We start from the raw sequence: 21,029 nt of genomic DNA, 5'->3' as shown, positions 1-21,029 counted from the left end.
TCAGAAAGAAACTGGTTTCAGAAAAACACAGGCGTCTGTCTCAATGTAAAAAAACAAAAATCATTTTCATCTTCACAGACTGTTTTATAACCGTTGTGATAACGCTCCCTTTTTCTCGCATCCTGTATAGTCATTACCTCATAGACTCCGCTGAAAACATAAATTCCTTTATTCAATTCTATGCTTTTATTTTCTGAAAAAATCTGCAAAGTCAATTTAGTGGAATCCAAATTTTTGTATTGCTCATTACCTATTGTACAACTCACTTCGGTCCAGGCAGGTATCGCCACAACTGCCGAGTCATTCCGATCAATATAAATAAAATTCGAATCATATTGCCAAACATCAAAATTTCATTTTTCCCCCATATTCTTTTTCTGTACAAATCTGTTCATCACCGAAATTTGAACTCCTGGATGTTTTTTTTGGGGGGGGGGCAAATTTTTAGGATTTTTCCCGTTCAAACTCTTCGGCGGCGGCATCGGGGCCATCCCACCAAAGCTTATTCGAGTCATCATAAAGCATTTTTGCTGTATTCGACTCCATAAATTCCACAAGAACATCCTCTTCCGGTCTTTGAGAATCCTTTGCGATTTTTTCAACAGCCATCAATGCGGTCAAATCCATGGCAAATAATGTCTTGTCACTAACCATAGATTACCTCAAAACAACTGTTTCACTTTTAATGAATTGAAGTCTCGAAAGAGCCTTTTCGCTTCTAAAGCAGAATTGATCTTGTAATCTCTCCGGCAGCAAAAGACTGATGCAAATGTTGCCCGCCTGTTCGCTACCCATTGGGCCACAGACATTTCCCATGTACGCAAGAATCGTAGCGTTGGTGTCATCATTTGCGATTTTCCCCGAAACAACATCGTAGGAAGTCGTCTGATTACGAATGCTTTCAAAGGTATCGTTTCGCCTATGGGCGACAATGCCATGCAACCAATCCACATTGGCAGTTTCAAAAGCAAAAGTTTCAAGTCCCGATATATCCGTTACCTTAAAAGAAGATACATACGCAAATGGCTCCATGGCAGGAATCAAGGCGCGGCCTTTGGCTTTTGATGCCGAAATTTTTGCAAAACTTTGCGCTTGTTCTTTAGAACTTGTCAAATAAAAACCTCGCCCAAAATCTTTAAAACGAGCGCATTTACTTAGATCAGGCTTTTCCACAGCGCAGTAGCTTCCATGGTAAAGGAGCATTCCCGCTTCCAGCAGTTTCATACGGCGGCCCCCTTCGCTTTGAGGTAAGCCTTCACATCTTCAAAGACCGCCTCGTCGCCTTCTACGTGAAAAATGCCGAAACACGCGCGGATATACTTGAGAACATCGAACTTCTTGAAAAGCCCCGCAGTTTCTTTCAGCGACAGATTGAAACGTTCCGAAGCCATCCTCAGAATCCGAATCTGCATAAAAAGAATCTGCTGCTGTTCGTTCATGTCCACAATTTATAAAAAACACTTAAAGTTGTTCTTCCCATTTATCCTTGCCATCGTGCATATCCGTCACGTTGCCGACATTCCTGTTTGAAATGTCGCCATCAAATCGAGATTCGCTAAACATTCCTCTCATATTCGTTACATAGAAAACATCCCACTGCGAAACATCCCCATTAAATCGGGATTTGTAGAATAAATTATTCATGTCCGTAATATGCGACACGTCGATAAAATTCAAGTCGGCATTATTGCCTTTTCTTGAAGCGTTTTTTGGATGATGTCTTCAAGCTCAATTCTGTTTTGGGGAACTACTTTTTCAGTTGTCATGAGATTTCTCCTTGAGATTGTTGTTGAATATTTCCACCATTTTCCGGTAATGATGCTCGATTTCATCAGCGGTCCAGTTGGTGTATTGCATCATGACGCACTGCTTGATGCTGTCTATTCTCGACGCGTTTTTGTAATGCTCTTTCTTGGCGCTTGGCATATAATTGCTCAGTCGCGAGTTCTTTTCGCTGCTGATCAAGCAAAGATTGCCGAAGTTGTCGCAAGCTTCCTTGGCGAGTTCTTTCCCATTAATGGGATGTTGCGGATAAAAGTGTTCGACGGAACTCCGGAAAGTGAATTCAAAGCCCGAAATTTTGGTTGCAATATCTTTTTCCTCAATTTTTACTTCTTTTCCTTCACCGTCCAAAACACAGAAAGCTTCTTTTAAACCTTTGTAATCTTTCCACAGCAGATAATCGAGGTAGTTGAATACGAAGTTCTCCACCCCCGTTCCCCTGTTCAATGCGCTTTCATTAAACTCGCCCGCATATTGCGTTTCACAATTATGCGTATAAATTATTTCGTTGTAATCGATGGGCGTCGTCGACAAGAATCGATCGCGGAAAAACGAGCGTGCCATTTTTTCCAGATACGTTTTGTAAACTTCGCCCGATATATTTCCCGGCTGTTCAGAGAGCCACATCAAAGCTCCGTTCAGCCAGTGCTTATACGCAAGTGTCGGTGCCGATACGTGGAACATCGAAAGCAGCATCAAAACTTCGCGGTTCAAGTCCGCTCCGGTTTCGAAACTCTCTTCCTTGCCGAATGTGCCGATATAGGAATTAGATTTATTGTAACAGCGGATGCGCTTTAGACTCCACTGCTCTTTTCCGTTGTCGAATTCCCTCTTGATGATGTATTTGTCGAAAAGGAATTTCAGTTTCAGAAGATCGTAGCCGAACTGTTTCACGAATTTGCGCTTTGCTTCTTTGTCTGTCAAAGAGTTCGTGACTTCTGGATTTGCTTTTTCGTTGCTCGGATTTATGAATTTGCCAAAGGTTTCCAGCAGACGCTTGTCGTCCAAGGGAATATCCTCTTTGACATTGTTTCTTTTAGCGTAAATCCGCAGTACATGCAGCAAAAAGTTCGAAAAGTTGATGATGGAATGAAATGGAGCATTTCCATCATCTTCATTTTCCTGGGACTGTTTTCCCATATCCTTGCTTAGATTTTCTGGTTTTGCGAGTTCTTCCAAAGGCTTTGTATCGGAATTTTCGCTTTCACCTTTCAATGCTTCATAAATGCGTTCCTTGGATTCCAGAACATTCCACTTGAGTTCATCCTGGCCGTTTCCAAAAATGGTGTCGCGTTCAACGGCGGTAAATCCGTATTGCATGTAATGATTCATGTCGGAGGCGGCTTCCCAGATCTTGTGAAAAGCAACCCGTTCTTTTTCGTCTTTCAGACATTCCAGACAGCGGGCTTTTAAAATCTCGTGCATTTCCAGTTGTTCACCGCGGCTGTTCATGATTTCAAAATAATGATTCAAGTCGGTATCGTTGGGAACGGGAACCCGTAAAATACAAACGTGTTTTCCCAGATACTTCACAAAAATTTTCTCGTTGAGTTCCTTTTCTGCGAGAATTTTGGGAAGCGAGCGTTCAATGACTTGATATCCCTGCAAGATGCTCGTGTTCAGTTCCGCATTTTCTATGTTCGCTTTCTCGTTCCCAAGTCTTTTTAATGCTTCCGTAGATTTCGGGCGGCACGCAAAGGAAAGCATATCGCCTTTGAACCAGTCTAGGTTTACGTTCTCCTGCTCGTTTTTCGGGAGCAGTTTCAACATTTTCTGAAGATGCATCAACAATAAAACCAAAGTGGTCAAGCGCTGTTGCCCATCGATGGTTTCATAGACAACTTGATTTCCTTGGGTGCGTGGATGGACGACAAGGGTTCCGATATAATAATTACCGGTAGGTGTTTCCTTGGCGTAATCCGCAATGTCTTGAATCAATTGGCAAATTTGCGATTCTGTCCAGGCGTAATCCCGTTGGTACACGGGAATCTCGTAACGGACGCCCGATTCGGAAAAGAGTTCCTTAATGTTTTTTTGAATTGCTTCGGTCATTTTTCACCCCAGAATTTTTTGATTTGATGATAGATGTCGTCCACCTTGTTTGCGTTGTTTTCCACAAACCGTTCCAGTTTCGTGTTCAGGACTTCTTGCGGTGTGGCGGCATCCCGAATGATTTTGAACATCGGGACAGTATACCCCCAAGCCAGGGCGTATTTGTCCGTCGAAACAATGCCGATTCTGGATAATTTCAGCCGCAACGTGTAAGCCCAGACAAAAATTCTTGTCGCCGCCTGATCCAGATATTTCTCCCCGAACTTATCGACGAAATAGAGCAATGCGCAGAAAAACAGATTGCGCACAAGGGTATCGCCAGCTCGCCAGCGACAGGTTTCCTGATGTTGGTTTGCCAGACTAATTTCGTAGTTAAGAAATTTTCCTTTCCCTTCTTCCAACTGCGAAACCATTCCAGAATAGAATGCCACGTATTCAAAAAATCGCTTGCCGTTGATTATCACTTGGTCGATTTGGAAAGGAAAATCGAGATGTTGCCGCAGAATCCGCGAATGGCAATCGATATAACAATCTGCAATCTGGAGCATTTTCATGCCGGGAAATTCACCTGCCGAGCTAGGGCTTATCCCCTTAAAAACGCCTACATCATTTTTGGTAAAGTAACGTGCGGAGTGCCCCTTTCCCCAGTTCCGGATTCGATAGAGATATTGAGAAAAAAGTTTCGAGAGTGTTGCGGAATCCATCTCTTCCCATTTTGTTACCGCTTGCAGGCGTTCTTCCGTCGAGGAATTGTTCATTTCGCGCAAGTGGTAAGCTTTCAGCAAGTCGTGAGGTTCCAGGTCCTTTCCGCGGGCGTTTTGGGAATCGAAAAACTGGAACACTTCGGAGATATTGTTGATTTGAACCCAAACCAGCTCACATTTTTCAAAAAAGAATTTAAGAAATTTCTCGTTCAATATGTCTGAATTTCGACTCCGGATTGCCGCGGCATTTTGGGAAATGCGATCCTTGGAAATAGGATTTGTAAACTCAAGCTTCGATGCCGGTAAATAGTCCGCCGTTTTTTCCTCACCGGTCAAAACCCGATCGCGCAAGGATTCATTTTTTTTCATGCCTCCGCAGATGAAATAGGCCATTAGAAACAGCGTGATGGTGCGCTGCTGACCGTCCACAATGTCCAGAGAATTATTTTCACTATTGTTGTGGACGACTAGGGTGCCGATCCGATAGGCGGATTTGTCCAAGTTGTCCCGGATATCATCGATCAGTTGGTGGACATTTCTTTCTGTCCACTTGTAGGGACGTTGGTACTCCGGAATCCGAAGTTGCTGTTTTTTCAGCAGCTCCTTTACGGAAATTACGGGAATGATTTTTGACTCTAAATTGTTACTCATGTTGTACCTTATGCGATAAACGTAATATATTATTCACAAGCGAAATTTTCGTTTTTTTATTATAATCCCATTTTGCGTCCGTGATGATTGTCCTTGCCCGTAATTTCTTCCCGGAGCATTTCGACGACTAAACCCCGGCAAATCCGTTCGGCGGGCATATAGCGCAGCTTGTACTTTACCGAAGAAAAATCGCTGATGGAAACGTTTGACAGTTGAAGAATTTCGACGGGGCAATTTTTTAATGATCCTTGCGGAAGCACTTGTGCGAAAATTTTTTTCCATGCCTTTTCCATTTGAGAAGATTTCATGTAGGCAAATCCCATTTTCAGGTGAAAACGTCTGCGCACAGCAAAATCCAAAGCTGACATATAATTGGTGGCGGCGATAAACAATCCGCGGAATCCGTCCATTTGACAAATAAATTCATTCACTTTCGTTACTTCCCAATGACGGTCGGCGTTTTCGCGGCTTTCTAGTAAACTATCCGCTTCATCCAGGAACAGAATCGCGTTTACTTTTTCCGCTTCGGAGAAGGATTCCCGAATGGCCTTTTCCGTATCTCCCACATACTTGTGCAGTAAATCACTGGAGTGTTTCATCACCAATTTGCGGCCCATCCGCTTTGCCAGATTCTTGACAAAAGCTGTCTTGCCCGTTCCCGGCGGTCCGTATAAAAGAAGATTCAAATTTTCGTTTCCATCGGGAATCCATTTTCCGTTGAAATTTTGCAGTATGGCTTCCAGCGTCGGCAAATCCAAACCATCCTCCTCGAATCGGAGAAATGCCGCATCGTAATCCCCTTCGTCCGACTCGGAAATTTTCGCGGAACAGGGAATGTTTAAAAGTTTGGCATGAGACCTGGTCACTTCTTGCACAATTTCAAATGCGTTTTTCCCGAAGAGTTTCGCCTGCTGCACCGCCAAAGTCATAGTGCCCGCCATGATGGGAATTTCTTCGGCAAGATTTCGAAGCTGATTTTCCGAAAGCAAATCCTCGGCGTCTTGCGTTTTCAAAACGGATTTCCAAACGGACTTGCGCTGTTCCCTTCCGAAATCGCCAAATTCAATCGCATAATTAAATCGCCGGCGTGTGCTGTTGCTCACGCAATCCAAAGAATTGGCAATCCATATCACCGGGGTTTTGATGCTTTCAAAGAGAGTGTTCAAAAATCCCTTTTCCAAGCGATTCAACACCAGGTCCGCTTCGTCCATCAAAATGATGCCGCCGGATTTTTGGCATTCATAATCCGCCATGAGCAGGGAACGTACGCGATTCTGGAGCCGGGTTTCGTTGTCGTTATTTTCATCGCCCATACCAACATTCAGAAGCCTCTCGCCCAGCTTTACCGCAATCGCTTTGGCGAGTTCCGTTTTACCAGTTCCTTCCCGACCGTAAAACAGAACGTGAAAGGGGGTTTTTACTTTTGCTTTTTGACGATCTTGCAAAAATTGAAGCACAAAGCGGGCCGAGGAATTTTGCAAAGCGATTTGTTCAAACGAAACGGTTGGCAATTCCGCTTCCTTATAATCCAGAATTTTTTTATTTCCCGCGTAACCGTATAAAAAGTCCGAAATATCCTTGACTAAATGAAGTTCCGTCCCCTTATTTTTTGCGCCCAAAATACCGAGAGGGCTTTTTTCATCCGTATCGATAATCCGAAATTTTCGCAGAGGGCTGTCCCCATCGCAAAGTCCGCGAAGGGTTTCTACGCCAAAACCTGTCGCTTCCCTTATTCGCAGGAATGTGCCGCGGCTGTATTCATCAAAGGAACAATCCGCTGCTTCATCTCGCTCTTTGAAAAGCGAAAAAGCCATCTTTTTCTCGTCTTTCAGCCACAAATAAAGAACAAGCTCCAAAGCTTCATCGGAAAGTCCAAATGTGTGTTTCAGTTCCCAGGCGTTCCGCATCGAAATATCATCGGCAGGGCATCCTCGGCGAATGCTCTCGCGAGTAAAATCTTCCACCAAGACGACCATCGCCGATGCGATTTCCGACGAAACCTGCTGGATACAAAAAGCCGTCATAATGGGTTTCACCCAAGAAGTGTCCCCGCTATCTACGCACAATCGAATCCCTTCAGAAAGAGAATAAACTTTTGAAGCGACTCCAAAAACTTGTATTTTTTGGCTCTTCATCAACATGTGTGGGTGGCTTCGCCACCCTTTTTTGTTGACTTTCGCCTAAATTAAACAAAAAATGGGCTATTTTCTAAAATTTAATCGCCAAAAAAAACAGAAGAAAAAGCCCATGTCAAAATTATACAAATCCATCTTCAATGTCAACGGCTGTTCAGTCGTCAAGCAGGAGCAAACCGACACCACGGTCACCATCACGGTAAGACTCACCAAGGGCAACGCCAGCAGGTGCGGCTGTTGCGGGCGAAAAGGGAAACTCTACGACAACGGCCGGGAACAGAGGGTGTGGCGGACGCTCGATCTCGGCACGAAAATGGGCTTCATCAAGATGGACACCTACAGGGTGAAGTGCAGGAAGTGCGGCGTAAAAACCGTGAAGGTGCCGTGGGCAAGCCACAGGTCAGGCTTTACCGACGCCTTCGAGCAGCAAGTCGCATGGGCCGTATGCAGCATGTCGAAAAAGGCTGTCGCAAAGCAGCTACGCATCGCCTGGAATACCGTGGGAGAAATCGCCGACCGCGTATGGGAACGCCTGGACACAAGGCCTATCAAGGCAGGCTGCATCTTCAGGCGCATAGGCATCGACGAGACCAGCTACAAGAAAGGGCACAAGTACATAACGGTGGTAGTGGATCACGACAGGCGCTGCGTGATCTGGGTACACGAGGGCTACGGGAAGGAGGTGCTGGACATCTTCATGAGGGAACTCAGCGAAGAGCAGCGCAAGGGCGTGGAGCTTGTGACTTGTGACGGAGCCAAGTGGATAAGGTCAAGCATCGAGGAGTTCCTGCCCAATGCCGAACGGTGCGTGGACAGCTTCCATGTCGTACAGTGGGCGACAGAAGCCCTGGACAAGGTCCGTGTGGAAGCCTGGAAGGAGGCCCGCAAGGAAAACCGCAATCAGAAACGGGGCCGAGGCAGGCCCACGAAGGATAGCGTCCCGAAGGACCGCACCGCGGAGGGGATAAAGAACTCCAGGTACGCTCTGGGCAAGGCTCCAGAGAACCTTAACGAAAGCCAGCAGAGAAAAATAGAACTCATAGCAAGCCGCTATCCGCGTCTCTACAGGGCATACCAGCTCAAGGAGGAACTGCGCATCATCCTGAAGATGGGCTATGACGATGCCAGGGAAAATCTGGACAGGTGGCTGTGGCGTGCAAGCCACTCACGCATCGGCTCAGTAAAGGATCTGTACGCAAAGATCAAGCGTAACTACGACGGAATCCTCAACACAATCAGGCTGGGCGTGTCAAACGCAAGGATCGAGGCGACGAACAACAAGATAAAGCTACTGATACGGACTGCCTATGGCTTCAGGAACATGAACAACATGCTGTCGCTGATAATGTTGAGCTGTTCCTATGTCGATGTAAAGATAGCCTACGAATGGGAATCGGAATCGAGAGAATCATCTAGCAAGGCTGCCTAAATGCTACCACACATGTTGATGATGCCTCTATTTTTTTCAGTTCGGGCAAATCTAAAAATCTATCGGCTAGGAGCTTTATAAAAAGGAAGCTTTGCTTTTTATCAAAAAAAGAATTGAAAAAATGTCCGCAACGTCCATTCGGATAAACCCGGAGCAAGCGCACCCAGTATTCCATCATTTTCAAATCCGCAAAAGACGGCTTGACAGAACGACTTTCCGCTTTAGCGCCGTCGCCAAGACGTTCGAGAATTCTTGAAAAATAATCCTTCATGGAAATCGGGTTCATGCTTGCCTCTTTTTAACGAAAATAAGATAGATTTACAATACGACAAATTAAGACGAATTAAATGCTTCAAAGGAATACATCCGATGGCCGAAATCAAAAAGAACAGCCGAATCGTCCAACTACTCGTGGAATTGCTGAAAAAGCCGAAAAAATCTTTTTCGGTAACCGAATTGATGCGGGCGATAAATCTTGACGAAAAGGAACGACGCAATGTCCAGCGCGACATAAACACTCTGGTGGAAATGCCGGACAATATCGTCATCTGCGAAGGTCGCGGACCGCGTAAAACATACCGAACAGGTCTGAATGTTTTAGATAAATTAACTTTACCCAACTTCGAAGACTCTATGTTGCAGTTCGTATTTCTGCAGGGAATTATGAACATTTACCCCGGAACTGCCGATTTGATTGATGAACTGCTGGAAAAAATCCAGAGTAACCTTCCCTACGCCCAACGAGACAAACTGAAAGCTGTCTATAGGGAAATTTCTTCCAAAGTTTACTTTATGGGTTCTTTTTCCAAAGTCGATGAAACTGCGGGAGAAAAACTGCACACCGTTTTACAAACTATCCGTAGCCGCCGAGAAATACAGACTCTTTATACAAATCTGAATGGCGAAATCAAAACGTCAAATCGCATTCCTTTGGGAATCGTTCTTTATCAGAATGAAATTTATGTGGCCTGCGTTCGCCACCAGGATTCCCGAGCGGTGTATGCCGTTAAATTGAGCCGCATTCGGGAACTCTTCCCCACCAACATCCGTTTTTGCGAAAAGCCAGAATCTCGGAAAATTTTGGAAAAGAAAATTGACGACTGTTCCCTTTTTGCTGGAAGCGGCGATGTAGAACAAGTGCGCCTTACCTTTCCTTCTTTTGCTCGGCAAATTTTAGAAGAACGTCCGTACCATCCTTCCATGAAAATCGTCGAACGCAAAGGAGTTCTTCACGTCACGATGAAAGTGAACATCGGTTTTCAATTAAAACAGTGGCTGCTGTTCCACACTCCAAACAGCGTAACCGTCGTTAAACCGAAGTGGCTCCGGGATGAAATGCTGAACTTGGGAAACAAATTGGTGAGCCTGTATTCAAAATAAGGGGTGGTATATACAATCTTGTAATCGCGTGATTAGCGACGAGCGATTAGATCCTAAGATTCATGTGCATAAACGAAGCTCTTCGCTTTCAGCGAGAAAAATTCAACGTGCGAAAAAGATGTTCGCACGTTGAAAAAATTTTAATTGAGAGAATTCCAACCTTCGCCGTAATAAAGCACTACTTTCCCAAACTTTCCTTGGGAATCGTCGTAAAGGTCAGTTCACCCTTGGCATGAACATTGCCGTTCACTTTAACAACGCAGCTGAACCCGACAAGAACGCCGCCGCCCTTCGTTTTGGTGACGGTCATTTCCAATTGATCGCCGGGAATGACAGGCTTTACAAATTTAAATCCGTCGATTTTCAGAAGAACGTAAAGTTTGTCGTCCAGGTCTTCGGGCTTTTTCTCGATGACAAGCGAGCACAACTGGGCGCAACTTTCTACAATCAGAACGCCCGGCATAATGGGAGTGCCCGGAAAATGCCCCATAAAATAAGGCTCGTTCACGCTCACATTTTTAATGCCCGTCGCCGATTCGTTCGGAACGAGTTCGATGACTTTTTCCACCATCTGGAACGGCGGACGCTGTGCAATGCGCTGGCTGATTTCATAGATATTCATGCTCACAGGGAAAGTCCTCCGTCGAGAACAAAAACCTGTCCCGTGACATACGCAAATTGGTCCGAAGCGAGAGCAGAAACCATATTTGCCACGTCTTCTGGAGAACCGAAACGTTTCAGCGGAATTTTCTCCACATATTCCTTGCGCTTGTCTTCGGGAATCGCATCGATCATTTCGGTTTGGATGAATCCCGGAGCAACAGCGTTCACGCGGATGCCGTAACCGCCGAGTTCCTTGGCGAGCGTCTGCGTCAGCGAATTGACCGCTCCCTTGGTCGCGCTGTAAACGCTCTGGCCAGCGAGCGCAAATTTGGAGCTGACGGACGACATATTGATGATGACGCCGGACTTTTGCTTGAACATTTTCAAGGCGACTTGCTGTGCGCAATAGATGTAGCCTTTAACGTTCAAATCCATGCACTTGTCAAGAGTATCCGGATTGATCATCAGCAGATATTCGTCCCGGACGATGCCCGCATTGTTTACCAGCACGTCGATTCTGCCGTAAGCCTTGAAGACTTCGCGAATCATTAATTTCACCTGATCGAGTTTGGAAACATCCGCTTTGTAAAGCATTCCGTTTCCGCCCGCCGCCTGGATTTGCGAAAGCGTTTCTTGAGCCGCAGCGTCCGAACTGGAATAATTCACGACGACCGTATAGCCGTCTTGAGCAAGACGCAGGGCGCAAGCCTTGCCTATGCCTTTAGAAGCTCCTGTGACCAGCGCAACTTTCATCTGACCCTCACTCGATTATTTTCCCAGAACGACAGCACTGTAAGAGCCGCCGGTGGCAAATGAAATCACCAAAACTTTTTTCAGTCCGATCGATTCGATGCATTTCTTTTGAACCGCGCCGTCTTTACCGATAAAGTAAGCGTTTTCGCGTTGCAGTTCCCCACTCAAAAGAAGTGCCGCTTCCGCAGCAGCAAGAGCCGCTGCACCCGCACGGCCTTCGCCGACGCGTTCCTTCACTTCCACCAGCGGAAGCGTTTCCAGACGGTCGCCGAACACGCGGGAAAGGGACGCTTTTTCGATATCGTCCAATTTTTTGCAGCCGTTCGCAAATCCGCAAACCGCATCGATTTCGTCAAGGGAAACTCCCGCATCCGCTACTGCGGAACGAATCGCCAAATCCAGAGCCTCGCCGGAGCCGGAAATATGCCCGAACTTCACGTTCTTACGGCCATGCCCATAACCGAGCGCATAGCAATAAATTTTTGCGCCACGAGCCTGTGCGGAATCTTCCGTTTCCAAGAGAATCGAAACGCTGCCGTCGCCCATGACACAACCCGACGAACCAGAATAAGGAGCGGTAACGGAATCCGAAGCGACTTGCATCTTTTGGGCAAATTCCGTAATAATCGGCAAATTTTCATCCGAACCTGTCGCCATCATCGCCTGTTCCTGACCGTCGTGAATGACATTCATGGAGTATCCGATGCTGTCCAGTCCGGAAAGCGGGCCTGTCGTAATCGTCACGCCGTAGCCCTTGATTCCGGAACAAATCGAAAGATAGCCGCCAGCCGCATTGTAAACCGTATGCGGGAACTTGAAAGCGCTCCCCTGCGCATTGCCCAGCTTCGCAATCAGTTCTTCAAAATCGTAAGTGGCGCCAAGGCCGCCTTCGCTCGTTCCGACGATAATACCGATATTTTTTGCATTTTCCTCGGTGACTTTGAACCCGGCGTCCTGCAAGGCTCGCATTCCCGATACGGTCTGCAACTGTCCGAGATTATCAAGCTTGCGGTAGAATGCCATTTTGATGCCCAGTTCTTTATAGTCGTCCAGAACGATAGTCGAATGGATGGACGCGCTTTCGGGCTTTGCATCTTTTTCGACAGCGGCAAGATAGGCAGCCTTGCTGTTGCCAAGAGGACTTACGATTCCGAGTCCCGTTACGGCGATTTTAGAATTCTTCGCCGTCAAAGCAGAGACATTGCCGGCATCCTTGGAAAATACGATGCTCGCATTGGTTCCGCCAAAAGCCACGTTATTGCTCATGACGCACCGGAGTTCTTTTTGGCGCGGGACGTTCTGCACAAAATCCAGAGAGCCCACTTTTTCACGCAAAGCGACGGAGTCCTCTTCGGAATAATGCAAAGTCGGGAGAACCGTATCCGTCGTCAAGGCCTTAATGCTGAAGACCGCTTCAATGGCACCGGCGGCTCCCAGACAGTGACCTGTCATCACTTTAGTCGAACTGACGCTTACCGTCGGATTTTCTTCGGCAAAGAATTTCTGGAAAGCGGTGATTTCCGCTTCGTCGTTCTTGCCCGTGCCCGTGCCATGCGCATTTACATAGCCGATTTCATTTTTCCGGATTCCCGAATTTCGGACGGCGCGTTCCATCGCTTCGGTCAAGCAGAGGGCGTCTTCCCGAGGAGCCGTAATGTGGTGAGCATCGCTCGTAACTCCGGATCCCAAAACTTCGCAATACGTTTTAGCTCCGCGCTTCTGCGCGTGTTCAAACGATTCGACAATGACAATGCCCGCGCCTTCGCCCAAAGTAATGCCGTTGCAGTGGTTAAAAGGAGAGCAGCCGTTTTCATCCAAAGCGTGCAACGAAAGAAAACCGGAATACGGAACAGACGCAAAAGAGTCCGCACCGCCCGCAATCACCACGTCCGCTTTGCCCGCCCGAATCAAATCGCAAGCGAGGGCGATCGAAATCGTTCCCGCCGCACAGGCATTCGCCACATTCGTCACAATGCCTCCGGCGCGGCACGTTTCCGCCACCTGAGAAGCAATCGACGCAATGGGCATCTTGGGAATGTCGCCGGCGTTTCTGCCTTGGCGATTATAATGTTCCACGCTGAGAACGCCACCGACACAGCTACCGATAATCACGCTGACACGCTGGTCGTCGGCAAAATCCGAAAGATTCGCGTCGGCAAGAGCCTCGTTCGCCGCCTTGATGCAAAGTTTGGAAGCACGGTCCTTTTCTTCGGGATTCGCGATTTCGTCCAGCGAGTCGCAATGGACTTCCGCCGCCAAATCCGCATAGCACTTTTCCGTATCGACAGAGGTCGTTTTATGGATGCCCGAAACCGAGTTCAGAGCATTTTTCCAAGTTTCTTCCACGTTGTTCCCGACGGCGCAAATTACGCCCAAACCCGTAACAACACAGCGGCAATCATTCGATGTCATGGCGTCCCCAGTTTAAAACAAATTCTTAAGCCTGATGTTTTTCGATAAAATCGGCAATCGTATCGATGCTTTGGAACGGTTCCTTACCGGCACCCGTCATGGAAACGCCAAAATTGCTATCCACAAAAGAAATGATTTCCAAGGAATCCACGGAATCCAGACCGATTTCTTCGCCAAAGAGCGGCGTATCGTACTTCAGCACGTCGCCATCGACGCCGAGATCCGACATGAAAAACGCCTTGAGCTTGCTTTTGACTTCTTCTTGGTTCATTTTTTACCTCGTTTTAGAATTTTTGCAAGGATAGAAAAATTTAAAGACAAAATGGTCATTTTTTAAAAGATTGAGCGATAATCGGCAACAAATAGCGATAAAATTATGAAGTTCTACTTGACTTCGGGAGGAAAAAAGAGAGAAACCTGAGCGGGCAATTCGCAAGTCGGCTTGCCGTCTTTCAAAAAACAGTGCAAAGTCGATCCCGTTGTGCACAAAACGCCCGAGACAGAAAGCCGGTAGCGAAAACGAAAATGCAAATGCCCAATGCGTTCCAAAGTCGTTTCGATATTCACCACGTCCCCGTAATGCGTTGGGTTCCGATACCGGACGTTCAATTCCAGAACGGGACACACAAAGCCCTCCTTTTCGACATCCGCATAAGTCGAACCGATCTGCTTGAAAAAATCCGTCCGCGCCTTTTCAAACCAGACGGCATAAACCGAATGGTGCACGACGCCCATCTGGTCCGTTTCCGCATAGCGAACTTCGATTTGGCTGGTGGAACGATAGCGACAAATTTCCACATTTCCTCCCGATTAAAAGGCTTGTCGAACGTAGAAAGAAAGCCCGATATGGTCAAAATCAATCCACGAAACATCTGCGCGGGCAAAGAGGCGTTCATTCTTATTCAAGGCGAGAAGCGCCCCGGCTCCTACAGAACGATGCCATTCATTCCGCATGAGTTCGCTGAAATAGGCACCCGCCTTTCCGCTTTCCACAAACACGTGTCCGCCCAAAAGCCAGCCGAAATACTTTCGGATTTCCGATTGCAAAATCACCGCCTGGTTATCGCCAAAATACAGGCTTTCCACTCCGCGAAAACGCTTGATTCCATCGGGACCGGCAAGCATATCAAAGGGGACGTCCCCATTCGCCCGTTGCCACAGGAAACCAAAAGCCGCCGTCGTCCTAAACGGCAAAATCGTATAGGCCCGCATATCCAAAGTCATCTTGTCAAAGGAATAATCGCCCAGCTGATCGCTGAAAAAAATCTGTTTCCACTCGATTAAATAGCCGTGCTGCGTCCAATTCGTATTGTCCCGCGTATCCAAGCCTAACAGGTAGCCCACGCCATTGCGATTTCCCGAATGCGGATCCGGAAGCGGCGTGGAGCTGCTCTTTTTAAAATCGATTTCCGAACTTTCGATATGCAATTCCAAGCCGTATTTCAAATAATCGGGAAGACCTAGCCGAGATTCTACCTTGGCTCCGAAATAGAGTTTCTTGCGATTGTAATTGGTAAACTCGTCAATGTCGGGAGAGTTTCCCCGCCCGAAATAGCTCGCGAACCAGTCCTGGTATTCCAAATCGAACCAGAGGCTTATTTTGTCGCGGCAGAAATAAAAATAGGGTTCTAGCGTAAACTGAAATTGCCCGCGGGAAGACCCATAAGCGGTTACGCCGATTTCCGGAACCTTTCCATCGATCTCGTCGGGCTTTAAAAAGAAAAGAATCATCGCGCCCAGCTGCATCCGGGTTTCTTCGGTGTAGCCAATAACAGGAACCGCCGAATAACGCTGGAATTTTTGCTGCCGACTGGTGTCCATAGAAATGGTGTCCTGCGAAAAAATTGCCACGTCCGCAGACGCCAACGACATCCAGAAAAAACAGAGAGCGATTATTTTTTTGAAAAACGGCATGCCGAGCGGGAAAATAGATAAATTTCGAACCGTCGATTTTATAAAAATCGAAGAACGGGCAAAAAAGCAAAACGCTTTTCGCCCATCAAAATGAGCGACGAAAAAAACTTTCCAAAATTTGCAGCGGTTCGGCAATTCGAACAAACACCTACTCTTCCAAATAGGTGTAGCCGTAAAGACCAGAACGATAGATGTTCAAAAATTCCTTGCCTTCCTGAAGAGAGATTTTTCCTTCCTTGACGGAAGTAGAAACCCAGTTTTCCATGGTGCGAACCAACGCCTTGTCGCTAAAATTCACATAGTCCAAAACATCTTCAACGGATTCCCCGTCAATCATCTGGTCAAAGCGATAACCGTCGCCATCGCAGACGACATGCACCGCATTCGTATCCCCAAAAAGATTGTGCAAATCGCCCAGAATTTCCTGGTAAGCGCCCACCAAATAAACCGCCAGATAATAAGGCTCTCCGGGTTTTAAATTGTGCACGGGAAGAGTTCGCGAGACCCCGTCGCCACTGACGAACATATCGATTTTCCCATCGGAATCGCAGGTGATATCCTGAAGAGTCGCATCGACTGTCGGAGCCTCGTTCAAACGCTGAATGGGCATAATCGGAAAAATCTGATCTATCGCCCAGCTGTCCGGTAAGCTCTGGAACAGCGAAAAATTGCAGAAGTATTTTCGGGCCAAAAGCCGCGGCAATTCGGCAAGTTCCATCGGAGAGTGGCGCAACTCCCGGGACAATTCGTGCACGCGCCGGGCGATGCTCCAAAAAAGACGTTCCGCCAGCGCTCGCGTTTTCAAATCCACCGCCCCGCCCATCCGGAAACCCGAAAGAATATCGTCATTGATTTGCAAAGCGTCATGCCAGTTTTCCAGCAAGTTACGAACGTTCAGATTTTTCAAAATGGCGTAAAGATCTTTTATGGAATCGGCGGCACCTTCGGGAATATCGTAATTGCCGTCTTCAAAAAATTCGGGTCCAGCGGTCTCCAGCACATTGAACACCAGAACGGAATGATGCGCCGAAAGGGCACGCCCCGTTTCCGCAATCACATTCGGATGCGGCAACGAAAATTTTTCGCAGGATTCAAAAATGGAATAGACGATGTCGTTGGCGTATTCCTGAATGGAGTAATTTACGGAGCCTGTCGCCGCACTGCGGCTGCCGTCATAATCGACACCGAGTCCCCCGCCGACATCCACAAATTCGACTCCCATTCCAAGCTGTTTCAGCTGCACATAAAATTCCGAAATTTCCCGCAAGCCGGATTTGATTTTTCGGATGTTCGTAATCTGGCTGCCGAGATGACAATGGATAAGCTTGACGCAGTCGCACATATTCTCTTGGCGAATCAAGTCCATCGCATGGAGAAGTTCCGAACTGCTCAGCCCAAACTTGCTGTTGTATCCGCCGGACTCCTCCCATTTCCCTTGACCGCTGGACGCCAGTTTAATGCGGAGCCCGATATTCGGCTTGACGCCGATGCGCCGGGAAATTTCAATAATCATCGGGAGTTCGGTTATTTTTTCCACAACGACGTAGATGTTCTTTCCCATCTTTTGCGCGAGCAACGCCAACTCGATAAAATCTTCGTCCTTATAGCCGTTGCATATAATCAGCGCATTCGGATTGTCCATATTCGCCAGAACCGCATGAAGTTCCGGTTTGGATCCCGCTTCCAGTCCGATGTTGAACTTTTTACCGTGGCGCACGACTTCTTCTAAAACCGCTCGCTGCTGATTCACCTTGATGGGAAACACATCGTAAAACGAGCCTTTGAATCCGTATTCCTGAATCGACTTGTTGAAGCACTCGTTGATTTTTTCAATGCGCATATCGAGGATGTCCGGGAAACGCAAAAGAATCGGAGCGGGCATATCCAAAAGATCCAATTCCTGAACCAACTTGAAAAGATCTATCGAAGGTCCTTTCGTGCGAAGTGGACAAACCGTAGCGTGTCCCTCTTCGTTGATGTCGAAATAATTGATTCCCCATCCGCGGATATTATACAAATCGCGAGAATCGTCGATACGCCAAGTTTTCATTTCGTAAGAGCACCTCTTTGGTTATGAAATTGCAAGCAAAAATAGAAAAAGTAAAAACAATCCGAGTTATTTTTCTATTTTACGGCGAGAATTTTACTTTACGAGGTCTTATGTCCCAAGTTGCCGATTTTTTTGCCAATTACTGGTGGGTTCTTCTCATTTTGGTCGTCCTTGTCGTGATTTTCGCCGCCATTCGAGCCGTGCGCAGAGTCATCAAAGAAGGCGGTGGAGCTTTTGATTTGGAAACCATTAAAAAGAATACGGCTCCCAATCTGGAATTCGTGCTTCATGCCGGAAAAGCGATGCTTGCCGATGCCGACGTCGTCTGCGAAATCAAAAACGGGCGAGTCATTCCCAAGCGGGAAAATATCATGACATTCCGGAACGTTTACAAGATGAAATACAAGGCCGCCTCTTTCTACATCGCCAAAGAAAACAAGGTCGTTTACTTTTTCTGCAAAACGGAAGCGGGGCTTCAACGGCGCTTGACAAATCTGATGCTGGACAAGGACAAGAAAAACGCCCACTGGCCTTACAAAGACAAGGCGACCGCCGAACATTTGCGCTACCCCCGCTGATCTTAATTCATGGGTATCTCCACATTCCGCACGCTTCCTCTTTACGAAAGTGCCGAAGTTATTCGTTCCGAAATAGCCAAAGGGAAAAATCTCTTGCTAACCGCGCCGACCGGTTCAGGAAAATCCACTTTAATCCCCTGGCTTCTTGCCGATGGAAAAGAAAATTCAGAAGCGACAAAATCCAAAATCGTCGTTCTGGAGCCGAGACGTTTAGCAGCGACGAGTCTTTCCGGGTTCCTTGCCCAATTGACTGAAACGCCAGAAGGCACAACCGTCGGATACAAAATCCGTTTTGAAAGCAAACTCTCCGACAAGACAAAAATCCTCTACACGACCTACGGCAGTTTTTTGCAATCCGTCTTGCACCAGAACGAAAAATTCGACTGGATCGTCTTTGACGAATTTCACGAAAGGCGCGCGGAAATGGACCTACTACTCGCCTATTTTTTGGCATTGCAAAAAGCAAAGCCGGAGCTAGCTCCGCGAATCGCCGTACTTTCCGCCGAATTGAACCGGAAAGAACTCGAAGAAATTCTCCAAGTGCCGTGCCTGCAAGTAGGGCAACCCGGATTTTCCGTACAAATTCTCCATCAGGAATCCCCCTTCGGCACACCGCTGGGAAAGAATGTGGAAAAAGCGTTGCGCACGCTGGAGCGGAACGGAGTCTGGAAAACGACCCTCGTTTTTTTGCCGGGAAAAGGAGAAATTTCTTCCGTACATCGCCATTTGAACGAAGCGTTCGGATATGGAAAAGTTCCGATTCTGGAACTCTTCGGCGGCCAGAATAAAAACGAGGAACGCGAAATTTTTGTTCACTCGGACACCCCGAGAATCGTCCTTTCGACCAACATCGCCGAAACAAGCCTGACCATTCCAAACGTTTCCGGCGTTATCGATTCCGGCTTGGAACGGGCGACCGAATTTTTGCCCACACAAAACAAAAATATTTTAAAACTCGGCAGAATCAGTCTGCAAAACGCCGTTCAACGTACGGGACGCGCGGGCCGTACACAGCAAGGCGTGTGCATCCGCCTGTGGAGCGAACGGGAAGAAAGCACTTTTCCCAAAGGCATCGTTCCCGAAATTCTCAAGAGCGATTTGAAGCCTATCCTTTTAAAAGTCGCCGCTCTAGCCAAGCATTCTTCTTGCCGTTTTTCCGAATTGCCGCTTCCGACAAAGCCCGAAAAAGTACTCGCCGAAAAAGCATTCGCCGAATTGCAGAACAACAGATTTATCGATGCCGACGGCAACATTTCCCCGCTGGGCGAAAAAGTTCTGGACATTCCCTTAAACGATTTGTCTCTCGCAAAAGCCTATTCCGAAGCGCAGAAGCTTTCTCCGCTCACCCTCGCGCTGTTCGCCGTTCTGGATTCCGAAGAGGTTTCGGCCAAAGAGCATTTTCCCCGCAACGCCATGGAGCTGGCGCAATCCTTGCTCGCCAAAGAAAACAGCCTTCCGCGTGAAATCCGACTGGCATTTAAACGGTTGCAAGAATACGCCCAGAGCAAAGACGCTCACCGCTTACAGCCCGATTCCCAAGACGATACCACTCAAATGCTCCTGAAAGCGTTTCCCGGGTCCCTCGCTATAAAAAGCGGCAACGCCTACAAAACGCCCAGCGACATTTTTCCTTTGCCGCCATCTCAAGTAGAAAATGCCGACGCTATTCTCGTCTTCCATCTTTTACGTACAAATTCTGCGCAAAAATCCGAAATGCGCGCTGGCCTTTACATTCCCGTGCCGTCCCGCTTTTTAGAAATAGAAAACGCCGAATTGCGATATGAACTTTTATGGCGTTCTGGGCAAGAGCGTTATATCGGCGTCGAAATTCGCATTCGGAATGGAGTGGAAATTTCCCGCAAAGAAATCCAGCCGCAAGAAGCCGGTCCCGAGATTCTGAAAAAGCTCAAGGATTTGACGGCAAGCACTTGGATGGAAAGGCACAAAAGGGAAAACCTTTCTCACTTGTGGATGGACGATGAAAACAAGACGCTGCTCTGCAAAATGAAACTCGCCGCCGAAAATTTTCCGGAATTTGATTTGCCGAGTTGGAATGACGAAGACGTGGAAATCGTCACCGAAGATTTTTTCGACGGTATTTTTCTTATGCGGGATATTTCCGCAGAACGCTTCCGCAAAAAAATGAAAGAATACTTTGGTGAAAACATGATAGGATGGCTTGAAAAAATGTTTCCCCATTCTCTGACTCTCCCCAATGGAAAGCGAGCGCATTACCATTATGCGGAAAATTCACCGGTCGAACTATCCGCCCGCATCGAAGACTTTCTTTCGTTTCGCGGCGAACACACGATTGCGCAAGGCAAAGTCAAAGTGCGCTACGACATTCTGGCTCCGAATTTTCGCACGGCTCAAAAGACTTGGGACCTTACCGGTTTTTGGCAAAACACCTACCCGCAATTAAGAAAAGAACTCCGTGGCCGCTACCCGAAACATCCTTGGCCAGAAATCCTTTCTCCATTGCAAGCCAAAAATTCCAGCAGCTAAAATCGAAGACAGAATTCATTTTTCTACGGAAAACGCTTCGGAAAAATCCGAAGCGTTAAATAAAAATTCCGCAGAATATCG

The 21,029-nt window shown here is 47.2% G+C and carries 19 protein-coding genes; 4 read left to right on the top strand and 15 right to left on the bottom strand.

Annotation, left to right across the window (positions count from 1 at the left end; genetic code table 11):
• Positions 1-444 precede the first annotated feature (444 nt).
• From BGX14_RS13085 to BGX14_RS13055, 7 genes are all read right to left on the bottom strand, one after another.
• A complete protein-coding gene (locus BGX14_RS13085) occupies positions 445-654 on the bottom strand; it encodes a hypothetical protein (RefSeq protein ID WP_073302431.1) in 210 nt (69 codons plus the stop codon).
• 3 nt (positions 655-657) lie between these two features.
• Positions 658-1,224, bottom strand: coding sequence for a DUF3990 domain-containing protein (locus tag BGX14_RS13080; protein ID WP_095880111.1), 567 nt, complete (start codon positions 1,222-1,224; stop codon positions 658-660).
• A complete protein-coding gene (locus BGX14_RS13075; protein ID WP_073302427.1) occupies positions 1,221-1,439 on the bottom strand; it encodes a DUF3791 domain-containing protein in 219 nt (72 codons plus the stop codon). The genes BGX14_RS13080 and BGX14_RS13075 overlap by 4 nt, the downstream gene beginning before the upstream one ends.
• 22 nt (positions 1,440-1,461) lie before the next feature.
• Positions 1,462-1,644, bottom strand: coding sequence for a DUF285 domain-containing protein (locus tag BGX14_RS13070; protein ID WP_233126552.1), 183 nt, complete (start codon positions 1,642-1,644; stop codon positions 1,462-1,464).
• Between the two features lie 111 nt (positions 1,645-1,755).
• The gene (locus BGX14_RS13065) at positions 1,756-3,834 is read right to left on the bottom strand and encodes a DUF262 domain-containing protein (protein ID WP_095880110.1); all 2,079 of its coding nucleotides are present in this window, start codon (positions 3,832-3,834) and stop codon (positions 1,756-1,758) included.
• On the bottom strand, positions 3,831-5,189 hold the full coding sequence (locus tag BGX14_RS13060; protein WP_095880109.1) for a DUF262 domain-containing protein: 1,359 nt from the start codon (positions 5,187-5,189) through the stop codon (positions 3,831-3,833). The genes BGX14_RS13065 and BGX14_RS13060 overlap by 4 nt, the downstream gene beginning before the upstream one ends.
• A 59-nt stretch (positions 5,190-5,248) precedes the next feature.
• Positions 5,249-7,225, bottom strand: a complete 1,977-nt coding sequence (locus tag BGX14_RS13055) for an ATP-binding protein (RefSeq protein WP_158223328.1) — start codon at positions 7,223-7,225, stop codon at positions 5,249-5,251.
• Between the two features lie 211 nt (positions 7,226-7,436).
• On the opposite strand from BGX14_RS13055, the gene BGX14_RS13050 reads away from it, so the two are divergent.
• On the top strand, positions 7,437-8,753 hold the full coding sequence (locus BGX14_RS13050; RefSeq protein WP_158223281.1) for an ISL3 family transposase: 1,317 nt from the start codon (positions 7,437-7,439) through the stop codon (positions 8,751-8,753).
• Here the strand turns inward: BGX14_RS13050 and BGX14_RS15635 are convergent.
• The gene (locus BGX14_RS15635) at positions 8,737-9,039 is read right to left on the bottom strand and encodes a hypothetical protein (protein WP_095880107.1); all 303 of its coding nucleotides are present in this window, start codon (positions 9,037-9,039) and stop codon (positions 8,737-8,739) included. The two genes, BGX14_RS13050 and BGX14_RS15635, sit on opposite strands and share 17 nt — an antisense overlap.
• A gap of 83 nt (positions 9,040-9,122) precedes the next feature.
• On the opposite strand from BGX14_RS15635, the gene BGX14_RS13040 reads away from it, so the two are divergent.
• A complete protein-coding gene (locus BGX14_RS13040; protein WP_073302417.1) occupies positions 9,123-10,133 on the top strand; it encodes a YafY family protein in 1,011 nt (336 codons plus the stop codon).
• 178 nt (positions 10,134-10,311) lie between these two features.
• On the opposite strand, the gene fabZ is transcribed toward BGX14_RS13040, so the two are convergent.
• The 7 genes from fabZ to speA form a co-directional block, all read right to left on the bottom strand.
• On the bottom strand, positions 10,312-10,755 hold the full coding sequence (gene fabZ / locus BGX14_RS13035; RefSeq protein ID WP_095880106.1) for a 3-hydroxyacyl-ACP dehydratase FabZ: 444 nt from the start codon (positions 10,753-10,755) through the stop codon (positions 10,312-10,314).
• A gap of 2 nt (positions 10,756-10,757) precedes the next feature.
• Entirely contained in the window at positions 10,758-11,489 is a 732-nt protein-coding gene (locus tag BGX14_RS13030; protein ID WP_073302413.1) for an SDR family NAD(P)-dependent oxidoreductase, read from the bottom strand.
• Positions 11,490-11,504: 15 nt separating this feature from the next.
• The gene (locus BGX14_RS13025; protein WP_095880105.1) at positions 11,505-13,901 is read right to left on the bottom strand and encodes a beta-ketoacyl-[acyl-carrier-protein] synthase family protein; all 2,397 of its coding nucleotides are present in this window, start codon (positions 13,899-13,901) and stop codon (positions 11,505-11,507) included.
• A gap of 25 nt (positions 13,902-13,926) precedes the next feature.
• Positions 13,927-14,172 (bottom strand): acyl carrier protein, encoded by a 246-nt coding sequence (locus BGX14_RS13020; protein ID WP_073302409.1) that lies wholly within the window; start codon positions 14,170-14,172, stop codon positions 13,927-13,929.
• 113 nt (positions 14,173-14,285) lie between these two features.
• On the bottom strand, positions 14,286-14,699 hold the full coding sequence (locus tag BGX14_RS13015) for a thioesterase family protein (protein ID WP_083545608.1): 414 nt from the start codon (positions 14,697-14,699) through the stop codon (positions 14,286-14,288).
• A 12-nt stretch (positions 14,700-14,711) separates the two neighbouring features.
• On the bottom strand, positions 14,712-15,773 hold the full coding sequence (locus BGX14_RS13010) for a BamA/TamA family outer membrane protein (RefSeq protein ID WP_158223327.1): 1,062 nt from the start codon (positions 15,771-15,773) through the stop codon (positions 14,712-14,714).
• Between the two features lie 190 nt (positions 15,774-15,963).
• On the bottom strand, positions 15,964-17,865 hold the full coding sequence (speA, locus tag BGX14_RS13005) for a biosynthetic arginine decarboxylase (protein ID WP_095880103.1): 1,902 nt from the start codon (positions 17,863-17,865) through the stop codon (positions 15,964-15,966).
• Positions 17,866-17,975: 110 nt separating this feature from the next.
• Between speA and BGX14_RS13000 the strand changes: the two genes are divergently transcribed.
• Positions 17,976-18,443 carry a hypothetical protein gene (locus BGX14_RS13000; RefSeq protein WP_143159303.1) on the top strand — a complete coding sequence of 156 codons (468 nt, stop codon included), beginning with the start codon at positions 17,976-17,978 and terminating at the stop codon, positions 18,441-18,443.
• Between the two features lie 9 nt (positions 18,444-18,452).
• Positions 18,453-20,948, top strand: a complete 2,496-nt coding sequence (locus BGX14_RS12995; protein ID WP_095880102.1) for an ATP-dependent helicase C-terminal domain-containing protein — start codon at positions 18,453-18,455, stop codon at positions 20,946-20,948.
• Positions 20,949-21,029: the final 81 nt, after the last annotated feature.

Origin of the sequence: Fibrobacter sp. UWS1 (genome assembly GCF_002300445.1) — a bacterium.
GTDB lineage: Bacteria > Fibrobacterota > Fibrobacteria > Fibrobacterales > Fibrobacteraceae > Hallerella > Hallerella intestinalis.
Note: the sequence above shows the minus strand (reverse complement) of the source record. Positions and strands in the feature narration are given on the sequence as shown.